The 13212-nt window shown below is 40.0% G+C and carries 9 protein-coding genes; all 9 read right to left on the bottom strand.

Annotation, left to right across the window (positions count from 1 at the left end):
• Positions 1–59: 59 nt before the first annotated feature.
• Entirely contained in the window at positions 60–2468 is a 2409-nt protein-coding gene (locus OM074_RS07750; RefSeq protein WP_301198890.1) for an NAD(P)H-dependent oxidoreductase subunit E, read from the bottom strand.
• Positions 2461–4371, bottom strand: coding sequence for an outer membrane protein assembly factor BamB family protein (locus OM074_RS07745; RefSeq protein ID WP_301198889.1), 1911 nt, complete (start codon positions 4369–4371; stop codon positions 2461–2463). Before OM074_RS07745 ends, OM074_RS07750 begins: the two co-directional genes overlap by 8 nt.
• Positions 4372–4483: 112 nt before the next feature.
• Positions 4484–5740 carry a 4Fe-4S binding protein gene (locus tag OM074_RS07740; protein ID WP_301198888.1) on the bottom strand — a complete coding sequence of 419 codons (1257 nt, stop codon included), beginning with the start codon at positions 5738–5740 and terminating at the stop codon, positions 4484–4486.
• Between the two features lie 163 nt (positions 5741–5903).
• A complete protein-coding gene (locus OM074_RS07735; RefSeq protein ID WP_301198887.1) occupies positions 5904–6476 on the bottom strand; it encodes a 4Fe-4S binding protein in 573 nt (190 codons plus the stop codon).
• Positions 6477–6551: 75 nt separating this feature from the next.
• Complete coding sequence (locus OM074_RS07730) at positions 6552–7586, bottom strand: NHL repeat-containing protein (RefSeq protein ID WP_301198886.1); 1035 nt, start codon at positions 7584–7586, stop codon at positions 6552–6554.
• Between the two features lie 78 nt (positions 7587–7664).
• Complete coding sequence (locus tag OM074_RS07725; protein ID WP_301198885.1) at positions 7665–8576, bottom strand: NHL repeat-containing protein; 912 nt, start codon at positions 8574–8576, stop codon at positions 7665–7667.
• Between the two features lie 21 nt (positions 8577–8597).
• Positions 8598–10022, bottom strand: a complete 1425-nt coding sequence (locus OM074_RS07720) for an outer membrane protein assembly factor BamB family protein (protein ID WP_301198884.1) — start codon at positions 10020–10022, stop codon at positions 8598–8600.
• A 31-nt stretch (positions 10023–10053) separates the two neighbouring features.
• Positions 10054–11259, bottom strand: coding sequence for an outer membrane protein assembly factor BamB family protein (locus tag OM074_RS07715; protein WP_301198883.1), 1206 nt, complete (start codon positions 11257–11259; stop codon positions 10054–10056).
• A gap of 40 nt (positions 11260–11299) precedes the next feature.
• Complete coding sequence (locus OM074_RS07710; RefSeq protein ID WP_301198882.1) at positions 11300–13048, bottom strand: prenyltransferase/squalene oxidase repeat-containing protein; 1749 nt, start codon at positions 13046–13048, stop codon at positions 11300–11302.
• Positions 13049–13212 lie beyond the last annotated feature (164 nt).

Raw genomic sequence — 13212 nt, 5'->3', positions numbered from 1 at the left:
GTATCCTGTCTTAAACCACCCTTCTCCTTTCTCCCTTTAACCTTTCACCCTTTCACCTTTCACCTTGTTTCCTTGTCCCCTTCTCCCTTTTTCACCTTTATAATCGCATCATAGCTACATTCATCAATACATAGTCCGCACTTTACACACAATTCAGTATCAATATGATGAACTTCGTATGGCTCGTATGGGATGGCATCAACAGGACAGGCTTTTGCGCATTTGGTACACCCGATACAGTCGTCGGTTACCACAAAGTCAATCATGTCTTTACAGATTCCTGTTTTACAGATGCCGTTTACATGTTCCACATACTCTTCTCTAAAATATTTGAGCGTGGTTAGAACCGGGTTAGGCGCTGTTCTTCCAAGTCCGCATAAAGAGGATTGTTTCACGTTGATGGCCAGTTCTTCCAGTTTGTCAATATCATCCATTTGTGCCTGGCCACTACACAGTTTATCTAAAATATCCAACATCCTTTGAGTTCCCACGCGACAAAAAGTGCACTTTCCACAGCTTTGTTCAGAAGTAAAAGCTAAAAAGTAACGGGCCATATCCACCATACAGTCCTTTTCGCTTAACACCACCAAACCACCGGAACCCATCATGGCACCCATTTGGTTAAAAGCATCAAAGTCGACTTTCACATCACACAAGTCAGCCGGTATACAACCTCCTGATGGACCTCCAATCTGAACCGCTTTTAATTTTTCGTTGTTTTCTAAGCCTCCGCCAATTTTCTCAATAATCTGATTTAGGGAGATTCCCATGGGAACTTCAATTAAACCACCGTTTTTAATTTTTCCGGCAAGGGCAAATACCTTGGTTCCTTTGCTGTTTTCTGTTCCAATCTGAGTATAACTTTCAACACCCTTTCTGATTATAAATGAAATCTGACTTAGTGTTTCTACGTTATTCACCAGGGTAGGGAAGCCATTTAAACCTTTTACAGCGGGGAAGGGGGGGCGTTGTTTTGGAAAGCCTCTATCGCCTTCGATGGAGGCAATTAAAGCGGTTTCTTCACCACATACAAATGCGCCTGCGCCTTCGAATATGGAGATGTCAAAAGAGAAATCACTCCCTAAAATCTGTTTTCCCAAAAGGTTTTTCTCGCGACAAAGTTCCAGTGCCCTTTTGATGCGTTTTACTGCCAAAGGATATTCTGCACGGATATAAAAGATACCTTTAGTGGCGCCTACAGCATACCCGGCAATGATCATCCCTTCAATCACCCGATAAGGGTATGATTCCAGGATCATACGATCCATAAATGCACCGGGATCACCCTCATCTCCGTTACAGATCACATATTTCTGCTGTCCATCAGCCGCTGCCACAATCTCCCATTTTTTACCGGAAGCAAACCCTCCGCCACCCCGGCCCCTGATACCGCTTTTCAGAATGTCTTGTATCAGGTTTTCACGTGTATAGGAGGAGAGGGTTGTTTTCAATGCCTTAAAGCCCTCGTGCTCGATGTACTCATCAAGGTTTAGAGGCGCCAGAAATCCATAGCCTTCTGTGGCAATATGATGTTGAGACTCCAGGAAGGTATCAATTAAACCTGTACGTTCATTTTCAGGTTTCCAAATGACATTATCCCAAGTGGTGTCGGTATGATAAGTATCTACACGATTGATAATATTGTTTTTCAATCGCTTCAGATATCCTGCAGGTTTAAAATGATGATGTAAAATTTCTTTTATCTCAACTGCTTTTACATTAGGATATCTTTTAATAGTTCCGTTTTCAAGTACCACATCAATCAGCGGCACTTTATTGCAAACCCCAACACAGCCCACCGATTTGATTTTAACCCCGATACCCAGTTCGTCAGAAGTACGCTTTAATTCCTTATAAATATCAGCTGAGCCACTTGCCTGGCAGCACGAACCCATTCCCAACCGGATTTCACCTTTGACCAGATTTTTTTTATGCTGGGATTCTGTTGAAGTCTGATTATCTTGTTCTTCAATAAACTCGTCAATTACATCCTTCACTTTTCCGGGTAGTACATGGCCATATATTTTATCGTCAATCTGCACTACAGGCGCCAGGGTACAACACCCCAAACAGGCTACCTTTTCAATGGAAAAAAGTTGATCCTCTGTTGTGATGCTGTCCCCCTCCATTTGCAGTTCGCGTTTGAAAGAGTCGTAAACATTGCTTGCCCCTTTTACGTGACAAGCTGTTCCGGTACAGACTTTTATCAGGTGTTTTCCGTACGGAATGTGTCGAAACTGGGAATAGAAGGTTGAAACGCTGATTAACTGAGCCCTGTCAATCTCTGTTTTTTCATAGATGCGTTCTATGGCCTCAGAGGGTAAATAGCTGAATTCGTTTTGTATCTCCTGCAATAAAGGAATGATAACATCCCTGGAAGTGCCAATACGATCGATAATGGCATCCATTTTAGTCATCAATTCCTCCTGACTCAGCTTTCCGTTATTTTCGCACTGGCAACTACTCATTTGAATTTTCCTTTACACAGTAAATACTTTTTTCTGTTCTAACAACCATTCTGCCATCTGTAAATGCCGGTGTAGCGAAGGTTTTTTCACCTGTTTCAAACGAATCCAATAATTTAAACTCATCATCAGCAGAAAAAACATGTGCTTTACCATCATTGGCAAACAGGTATATTTTTCCTTCCACGATCATGGGCGATGAATAAAACTCTGCATTTGTTTCATGTTCTTTTTTGAGTGCTCCTGTTTTGGTATCAAATGAAGCCACCACACCATATGAAGTGGCGAGATATACGTTGCTGGCGGTTGCAACAGGACTGGAAGCCTCAGGAAGATAGTCCAGCGACTCCCATAGAACTGCACCATTTGTGGCATCTATAGCTACCATTTTGGCATACTCACTGGCTCCAAAAACAACATTGTTGTAACTGCATGCACTGGCTCCCACTTCTCCTGTCAGGCATTCAACTCTCCAGATTTGTTCCCCGGTTTCAGGATTATAAGCTGTAATAGAAGGGTCGCTCATTAATATCAGCTGTGGTACGTTATTGACTGTAGCCATTGAAGGAGAACTCCATGCTATTTTATCCGTTCTGTCCTTACTCCATACCTCATTCCCTGTTTTTGTGTCTAAAGCAATAATCTTATGGATGTTCCGGTTGTCGTACTGAATAAATACCTGGTTTTTATACGCCAACAAAGAAGATGCATAACCATAATGATTATCAGGCACACCTAGGTTTTTCGACCATAATAATTTGCCCTGCATATTGGCACAAATAATATCGCCGGTGGCAAAAATGGCACAAACCTCATTGCCATTTGTTGCAACGGTTGAGGAAGCCAATCCTGTATCCGGTGTAGTTTCCGGGACTGATGAAGGCGATCCCGCAATGTTAGCTGCAGCAAGCGACCAAAGTTGCTTTCCAGTAATTAAATCGTAGCAAAGTAATTGCCTTGATTGTTCATTGGCTCCTGTGATAAATACCTTGTTACCGCTGATGACAGGTGAACTTTGTCCCGGTAATGGAATAGCTGTTTTCCAAGCAATGTTTGTTCCTGTTTCCAAATCCCATTTAACCGGGATGTTTGTTGCTTCGGAGTAGCCATTTGAATGGTTCCCCCTAAAACCATTGCTGGTTATTTTGTGGGTTGAGATTATTTCCGCAGATTTTTCATCCTTTTTAACCTCAGTTTCAACTTTTTCTTCAGCATCTTCCTTTATTGTCGGTTGAGTGTCCTCACTTTCTGTTTTTTCAACATCAGCTTTCATCTCTGGTTGTGCAGGAGTTTTATCTTCAGCTGTAGCTTCTTCTATTTCCCCGGTGACTTCTGAAACCTGTTCAGGTTCAGTATTTGTTTCCGGAGTAACCGTTTTGGTAGCAGTTTCCTGGTTGGTGTTTTGTGCAATCTGTTGACCAGTTTCTTCTGTATTATTATTTTGAGAAGTCTGCATAAAAGGCATACTGAAAACCACAAAGGCTATGGCCACGGTGGCTATTCCGGAGGCCAGAATACTTACATATTTACGCGCTTCACTTTTGATGGCCCACTCATCAATCAGGTCAATTTCCTTATCCGGAATATCTTTATACCCGGTAAAATAGATTCGTACACTTACCAGAAACACAACCAGCATTCCTATCAGTAAATAAACACCGCGCATTAAATGATCCTTGCCTACGAAATAGGCTTTACGAGCCATTAAATCCAGTTGCCTGATTTGTTCTTGCAGCTCTGGATTATCTGCGTTTTGATCGTTTAATTGCTTTAGGGTTTCTACAACCTGGGTCTGCAGAGGAGAAACCTCTTTGGCCTGAAAATAATTGGTGATTAACATGATGGAGAGCGTTATCATGAAAATCGCAGTTACGATGGCTATGTTTCGTGCTATTATTTTTTTCATTTTCAAAAATTAGACAAAAGATAAGAGACAAAAGACAAGAGACATTCTGAGAATGAATTCTCTTCTTAAATCAAATCCTTGTTATTTTACATTTTAGATTCTTTTAGTTTTATTATTTAATCGTGTTTTGTGGGCAGTAGCTAAAGCACTTGCCGCAGGCAATACAATCAGCATGTTCTATTTCATATAGTTTGCGGGAGCGTTTAAGGGATAAATTGATCAGCAATAAACCAAAAACAAGTCCGATAAAACCTCCAGCGATGGTAGAATATAATTTGTAATCCGTTTGTATGGCGTCAACCTTTTGCTTTAAAACATCCATCTGTCCCCCCTGGGCATAGAATGTCTCCAGTTCAAGGGTTATCCTGTCTTGGGGAGAGGTTTCCTGCTGTACAGCCATATCGTATAAACGAACATCTTTGTGTGCTCTGCTTAAATCAGCACTGTAATACCGCATAACTAAAGAACCGGCAGTTATTAACAAAGGAAGAACAATAAAGTATAGTAACAGCCTTTTAACGCCAGTCAGACGTTGTTCTTTTACCTTGTTTTCATAAGGCGAACGTATGGCATCTACCGGACAGGCATTGTGGCAAAGTTCACAGTTGATACATCCCTGTTTGGTAATTTGTACTTTCCAGATAGAAACTTTAGAAAATAAGCTAAGCAAAGCACCGTAGGGACAAATAAACCGGCAAAAAGGGCGACCTGTAAATATGGAGGCTACCAGCAATAACCCTCCAAACAGGATTAACCCAAAATCACCCCCTAACCTGAAGATGCCAATAAACGGATCAAAGCGGCAGATAATAAAGCTGCTGCGGGTAACGGCATAGAGAACGGCGAAAATCAGGTAAATCCAAGGTATTACCCCCAGCATAGCGGTAACCGATCGGGACAACCTGTAATTTTTAATATTGACCAGTTCCTGTAATGCCCCAAAGGGACATACGCCAGCACAAAATACCCTTCCAAATAAAAAGGTAAATATGATGGGTAAGATAAAAAACAGCAATACCGATATAGGTAAAATATAGGTATGGTCAGCAATTGCCAAAGCCACATTTTGTATAGACCCAATACTGCACACACACCCACTGCGGTAAAATCCAAAATAAGCTACTGAAATAACTGAAACCCAGATAATCGGTTTTCGAGTTTGCTTTTTTATGATGGACCAGGCCACAAAACTCATGAGTGCTACCAGTAAAATAATGTCGATATACATCCAAAGCTGTTCGTTGGGAACAGCATAGTGTATGTCTGGGTATTGGTAGCCAGATTCAAAATCAGGCTTGGGAAACCTGTTTTGAGCTCCGGCTGAAACAGATAATAATATTGATGATATAATTGATGTAATGCGTTTCATGTTTTTTTATTAGTATAAAGTATAAAGACAAAAGATAAAAGACATGAGATAAGAGATCGTTATATGGATTCAACCCTTTGCTCCATGCCCTTTGCTCTTCGCTGATATTAAGCTTTAATAACACTTTTAACCCTTAACCTTGTTACCTTTAACCTTTTTTATTTTATCCTTTTAATTTATATGCTTGTTCAATGGGAACGCGTGTAATTGCTTGCGAAGGGCATACTTTAGCTATGGCACATTCATTGCAATCCGTACACAAGTCCCTTTTTATCTGCAGATATAAAGATCCGTTGCCAAAAGAAGTACACCCTTTAACGCACTTTCCACAGCCCACGCATAAATCTTCAATAATTGAGTATTCAAAATAGGGATCTTCAACAAATTTGCGTTCTATGGCTCCGGTTGGGCACATTAAGTTTTCTGCTGCTGTGTTTAAATCCTTCACGTTAGAACGGTAGTAACCACCACATAAGTCGCAATATCCACATACCTTATTGGCATGAAAACATTTAACAGCAGAGACAGGTAAAACACAATGTGTTTCACATTTTCCGCATTGGGTGCATTTTTCAGGATCTATTTGCCAGTAATACGATGCCTGAAGGTTTTTGCTTCGGTTCAATAAAAAGCCGGAAGCAGCAAGAATAGATCCTCCAGCCATCACTGAACCCACCATCTTAAAGAACTTACGTCGTTCTATCGGGCTTTTGCTATTTTTAATATTGTCACTCATTTCTAATTCGTTTATTCTGCATTAATCACCCTTCTCCTTGTTCCCTTCTCCCTGTTCCCTTTTCCTTTCATCCAATTATATATTGATTCCTTCTTTTAAAGGGCAATTGATACTGCAGGCTGAGCAGCCTGATTTTTTAGCCAATACCTTATCATATTGAAAAGTTGATATGATAGTAGTTCCTGCAACAAATATTTTATTTTCGTTTACCTTAATCCGGAAGGCTTTATTGCCTCCGCCCATCATATCCACATCCAACAGGATATTTCTAAAATTACCTTCGCTATCATAGCAACTCACCCTTGGGTTTCCTTTTTCAGAGGTAATGATTTCTCCGGCCGAAGTGTAATCGATATAAACAGGATTACAACAACCGCAAAATTTTCCGGGAGCATTTCCGGGTTCTCCAAATGAGCCAAGATATTGTCCTTTTACCGTATAGCGTTCTACGCAATGTCGGCCGGGGTTTGAACAGTATATGCTATTGTTGGCATAAGTTATCCCAAAAGTGTAACTGGGTATAATAAACCTGTTAGGACTTTCGATAAAGCGTTCTAAACCACCATCAATCTTGTATTGACATATGTTTTTGTTGGAGGCATCGGTTACAAAAAGGTGATAGGGAGATGCCGCTATAGAACAGTAGTCTGAGTTTTCGCTACAGGCTTTCCATTGGTTAGTCCGTTTTCCTGAAAAACCATATACTTCAATCCGATTAGGGTATAAAAGATAGATGCTATCATTCTCCACAGCAATATCTCTTAGATTATCGGCAATATCAAAATCGGTTTCCAGTCTTCCTGAAGAATCATAGATTTGAATATGGTTAGAAGCGGCCACAAACATTTTGTTTTTATATAGCTCAAACCCTTTTATCTCACCTTTAGTGCTAAATGAAGAGACTAATTTATAGGGCGATTCAAAGGGTTGATTCAATAACGGTTCCTTGGCGAAAGCGTTTTCTTTGCTGTTGTTGTTTAAACTCTTGGTTCTGTTACCGATAAGATAACCCGTGGTTCCTAAAATCGTTCCGGCAGCCATTAAAGATCCTCCCATTTCAAGGAACTTTTTACGGGATATTTTTTGTTTGTTTTTGTTATCTGGTTTCATATGCTTTAATTTTCACGCAAAGCCGCAAAAGTGTTTTTAGGCGCCTTGTAAATCAGTCTCATGTCTATTATCTATTATCTAACGATCTGCTTTAGTATACATATCAATCTTGTTTATAGAAGCTACATAGAGCGTATCTTTGTTTGCTTTTATTTCACAAGCCTGGTGGCCTCCACCCAATAACCTGCTATTTAGCACCACTTCAATGAGTTTACCATTGGAGTTATAATAACATATCCGTGGCATTCCTTTCTCTGATGTAAAGATGTTTCCGTTTTCATTTAAGCTTATATAGGCAGGATTACAGCAGCCTGAAAAAAATCCTGCCTCCATTCCAGATCCTCCAAATGCCGATAAAAACTCTCCATCTAACGTGTAGGATTCTATCAGGTGTCTTCCCGGATTCACACAATAAATTGTGTCGTTTTTACTTGTTATATCAAAGGCATGGCTGGGTGTAATAAACCCATGAGGGCTTTGGATGAACGCCATAAAATTTCCTTCTTTTGTGTATTTGCATATATTTTTATTTTCAGCATCGGTTACAAAAACGAAATTATCAGCAATTGTAAAAGAACAGTAATCAGAGAGTTCACTACAAGCTTCCCATGAATATTCTAAATTCCCACTAAGTGAATACACATCAAAAAATGTAGGATAAAGCAGAAAAACTAAATTCTGGCTTATTTTAATATCCCTGGCATTGGGTTTCACTGCAAAGCTGTTGATATGATTTCCTTTTTTATCGTTTATCTTAATGGTACTTTTTGACAGGATAAATAAGCTGGTATCATTCATTTCAAAGGCAGAAACAGTATCCTTAATGTCAATAGTAAAAGCCTTTTTGTAACTGCTCTTAAATGAATTTTCTGCGTTGTATTCAGTCAGCGTTTCTTCATTGTCATTGACCGATGTTACCATATAGGCAATAAAACCGGCAATCATTACAAAAATGAATAAGTTGATAATTAGCTTTAGTGTTTTACCCATTATTCCTATCTATTAAGAAAATCATAATATATTTAAGCAAACTACATGGTGTGCATCTCTTACAATCAGCATTCCATCAGCATAAGCCATAGGGCCCCATGCATCCACACCATCCATGATGCGTTGTTGTTTTATCAGTTTCATCCCTTTGTTTATAACCTCATATACATACAATTCGCCATCATCTTTAAAAGCAAACAGATAATTGTTAATGACCATATAAGGTCCCAGACCAAAACGTTCTTCGGCTGCAGAACTCCACAATGGTGTGTGCAGATCAGACTTTGAATAGCAAACTAACTTTCCTCTTAGCCTGCCTCCATCTTTGGGCATGACACTGATCAGCATATCCTTATAATAAACAGGGGTTTGCTGTTCACAAGATATTCCCGAATTGGGTTTGTATTGATCTATAACTTTTGCATTCCATTGATTTCCTGATTTGTTTACCTGTACCAATGCACCTCCTGTTCCGTACCCTGCTACCATAAAAAACTGGTTGTTTGAAACCTGAACCGGAGAAGGAGCCACAACCGATGGTTGCCATTCATTAGTGTGCCACAATAGCAGGCCTTTTGATTTGCTATTGGCAGATACTCCGCAAATACCACCAACACCGGTGTATACATAGGTTTTTTGTCCGTTTAAGGTCATAGGCATAACCGATGAGTGCGACATTTTAAAGCCGGGTGTATTGGGTGTTTCCCAAATAACTTCGCCTGTAAAACAATCTATCCCAGTCATTAAAACCTCTTTTCCGGCAGGAGCCAAAACCAAAACATCTTCATCCATCATTGGGCATTGGCCTGTATACCAAAATGGAACATCGGATTCATATTGTTTTTGCATGTCGAGTGTCCATTTTAAATCACCTGTTTGAGGATCGCAACACATTACATGTCCTTCTGGTCCGATGGTAATGATATAATTATCACGAATAACCGGAATAGTCCTTGAAAAACCATGATTACGCTTGATGGGAACGCGGTACCATCTACGCCATAGCTCTTTTCCTGATTCGAGTGAAAAACACCGGAGTGCATCGGAACTCAATTGTTCATCATAATCCAGGAAATAAACCTTACCCTTGTAAATAACCGGGGCAGCATGACCTTCGCCAGTTTCCACCCTCCACTTTTCCGCAAAGGGTCGCTCAGAAACCTGAAGATCTTTATTGGTTTTTACGATGTTATTATAATTGCCTCCTCTAAAGCCGGTCCATTGTCCGGTTAATTGAGAATCGTGTTCGCCATACTTCATAAAAAACTCGCCAATTTTTACATCATTGGCCGATCTGGACAGGTTTTCCGGGCGGTTATCTGCACCCGGAGCCTGTATTGAAAAGTCGTTGCGGGAAGGCATAATATGCCACCCCACAATAACTGCAGTATAAATGAGTATGGTTAGCAGTGTAACACCACTTATTATTTTTTTCTTTTGTCTCAAATCTTTTCTCTTTATACTTTAGCCTAACAATCTATTGTACTTTATAAGCCATTAAAGCATCTCCATGTCTTACATATAAAACGCCTTTGTAAATAACCGGGTGTGCCCAGTGTTGTGCAGTTCCAAGCGTAATATTGAAGCGACTAACGATATCAAATTTATCAGGTGTTGCTTTGGCCAGTAACATTTCACCCCTGTCGGTATAACAGTATAGCATTTCACCATTGGTTATGATATTTCCCATGGCCAAACCTGATTGCTGAAATTTGATATCTCCCGTATTCCAATCCACACAAAACCAGTAACGGTTTTTATCGCCAGAGCCATAGGCATAGTTGCCCACTTTTACCATGGCACCCATACGGTTATCCAATAACTCCGAAGACCATACTTTTTCAACACCTCTGCCACCATTTGTCAGTTTTAACATAACAGAACCTCCGCCATATCCACTGGTACATAAAATCATGTTGTTGTTGTACACAGGAGTATTGGCATGTACCGACCAGCGGTTAGTTTTTTCAAATGACCAAAGCTTTTTTCCAGTTTGGGCATCTATTCCAATAACGTTTCCTGATGTAATGGAAACTATTTGAGGAATTTCCTGATCGTTGATATATAGAGGAGAGCAGTATGCTGCCTGGTCACCTTCACCTTCGCTTGTCCAAATTAATTTACCTGTATTTTTATCAAGTGCTACCATGTTGTTTTGGCTGCCGCCAGGGGTGGCTATCACTTTGTTACCAATTACCAAAGGTGCCTCGTTAATACCCCATCGGATATTAGAAGCATTGTATTCCTTTAGCACATTTTTTTTCCAGATAATATCAAGGGTGTTTTGGTTTAAACAATATAAGTCACCCATACCACTAATCAGGTATATCTTTCCATCGTTAATAGTTGCTGTTCCTCTTGGGCCGGGATAACTATCCGACCATTCCGGACCATATTCTTTTTGTTTTAATAACTTACCATTAAGGTCAAGTACATATAAAATTCCTTTGTCACCTTTTAATCCTGTCAGGTAAATTTTATCGTTGTCAATAGCCACAGAGGAATGGCCTTCGCCCAATCCTTCATACTTCCATTCTAAATCAGGGCCGTTGGCAGGCCATGATGTAAGCAAGCCTTTTTCGTTATAAATTCCGGTTCGGTTTGTACCTCTCCATTGAATATTATCCTGTGCATGTGTCAGGATGGAGACTACCAGTAAGCAAAAGATTAGTCCATGTTTCATTTTTCTGATTTTTAGTTGTTATTGTCTGATGTTTATTGCGTTATAATAGTATTGCTTCTTTTGTGTTTAATTTGTTGCTGTTTTCCAATAGTTTATAATCCTTTATTGCCCTTAATGCAAAAGTGATGTTATACAATTCTTCAGAATACCATAAGCGGGAAAAATACAGGCCTATGGGTTCCGGATTTAAAAGTTTATTGTTATCATATTTCAAATACAAATAGTCATAGGCCTTGGTTATAACATGAATATCAGTTTTATCATTAAGTTTTGCTAAAGCGCTTAAAGCTTTTGATGTTAAGGTAACTTTTGAGGGTACATCTTTTGCGCCTCCCCAGCCTCCGTCACTATTTTGTGTTGCTATCAGATATTTAGCTCCCCGGGATGCCATTTCTTTTGACAGTGGGTGATCAATTTCCAGCAGGTATTCTGTAGTTATGGCAGTTCCATAAACCGGAGACCGTTCATCTTTTGCATCTTGATCTCCAAACCATAAGGGATACCATGAGCCATCCGCAGCCTGTTCTTTATTCATCCAGTTTAGCATACGATCCATACTTCTGATACATTTCTTTTTTAAGGCAGGATCTAATTCATCTTTCCAGAGATGAAAGGACAGCAGGGTATGCGCCGTGATATCCGGACTACTTTTGTCAAAAGGAAGTTTTCCCCATCCTTTACAAAAGGTAGGAATGCCTCCATCACTGTTTTGCAGGTTAAGCAACCATTTAATTCCTTTTTCTATATGAAGATTAAATTTCCCCTTAGTTAAAATATGCAAGGCAACCAAAGCACCAGCCGTATCATCCGCATCCGGAACTGATCCCGGTAAATTGGTCCATCCCCAGCCACCTTCCTGAGCACCTGTAAAATGATGTTTGTATGTAAAGGCGTTATTTTTTATTTGACTTGCCAAATATTCCGGATTCTCTATGCTGTTTCCCAAAGCCCTTACACTTAGTGCTGTTACCCAGGATGAGAGATTGGTGTCAATAGGCCATGAACCATCGTCACGAACAGAATCTGTAAGAAATTCAATTGCTTTTTGCGTAGTTGTGTGTTTCTGGAAACCTGATCCACACATGCACATCGCTACGAAACCGGTAAGTGGTGCGGCCTCAAGAAAACCACCGTTTGAAGGCTGAAGTTTTGTAAGTATCCTTAACGATGGGGCAATAAATGACTGTCGGATAGCATTCTTTCTCCCTTTTTTATACCTTAAAATACCAACAGCAATCAAAGCAGGAATAGCATAGCTTACAACAGGAAGTTTGAAAAACCTGAATAGTTTTTGGGGTAATACTGAAACCTCGAAGGGGAGTTGAGGAATCTCTTTCCATGAAGAAATAACGCCAGCCAAAGCGCACATCACCAAAATTGGGGCAGAAAAGGTTAAATCCTTACCATAATAGCTGAGCACGCCTTTAATGATATGCTGATCTGTTAAACCCTTGAAATGATTTAAGATGTACTGCCTGGTTTTTTCAGGTACTTCTCCGGTGGCACTTAGTGTTGCATAAGACAGGAGTGTAGCTGTCATGTTCGACGGACTTTCCGGACTGTCGCCCCACGATCCGTCAGGGAGCATATGGCTATGTAACCAATGAATACCTTTTTGAATAAGAGAGGCGTGTTTTTCCTTGTCCTCAATAAATAAAGCAAATACGGATACAGCCGTAGATATGGCACTGGATGATAAAAATCCTGTCCATAATCCGTCCTCAGAACGTCTTTTCAGGAGTTCATGCTGAAGATATTCGATCATTGTATCTGTTTTACTTTTTTGCATTGTCTAATTGGTTATCTCTTTTTAATTAATTTAAGAATACTGTATGAATACAGCTCCCTGTTATTGATTATTTTCTGTTTTAAATAGCTATGCATTATGCAAATAAACTCTCCTCCTTACCAAGGAGGAGTACCTCGACGTAGGAGAGGGGAGGTGGTTTTTTA

This window comes from Plebeiibacterium marinum, from assembly GCF_026013615.1.
In the GTDB taxonomy this organism is placed as follows: Bacteria; Bacteroidota; Bacteroidia; order Bacteroidales; family Marinilabiliaceae; genus Saccharicrinis; species Saccharicrinis marinus_A.
This window is presented reverse-complemented; position numbering and strand designations above follow the sequence as displayed.

Excerpts from the sequence above, each read along its gene's own strand:
- OM074_RS07750 (WP_301198890.1), bottom strand. The coding sequence starts at position 2,468 with ATGAGTAGTTGCCAGTGCGAAAATAACGGAAAGCTGAGTCAGGAGGAA.
- OM074_RS07745 (WP_301198889.1), bottom strand. The coding sequence starts at position 4,371 with ATGAAAAAAATAATAGCACGAAACATAGCCATCGTAACTGCGATTTTC.
- OM074_RS07740 (WP_301198888.1), bottom strand. The coding sequence starts at position 5,740 with ATGAAACGCATTACATCAATTATATCATCAATATTATTATCTGTTTCA.
- OM074_RS07735 (WP_301198887.1), bottom strand. The coding sequence starts at position 6,476 with ATGAGTGACAATATTAAAAATAGCAAAAGCCCGATAGAACGACGTAAG.
- OM074_RS07730 (WP_301198886.1), bottom strand. The coding sequence starts at position 7,586 with ATGAAACCAGATAACAAAAACAAACAAAAAATATCCCGTAAAAAGTTC.
- OM074_RS07725 (WP_301198885.1), bottom strand. The coding sequence starts at position 8,576 with ATGGGTAAAACACTAAAGCTAATTATCAACTTATTCATTTTTGTAATG.
- OM074_RS07715 (WP_301198883.1), bottom strand. The coding sequence starts at position 11,259 with ATGAAACATGGACTAATCTTTTGCTTACTGGTAGTCTCCATCCTGACA.
- OM074_RS07710 (WP_301198882.1), bottom strand. The coding sequence starts at position 13,048 with ATGCAAAAAAGTAAAACAGATACAATGATCGAATATCTTCAGCATGAA.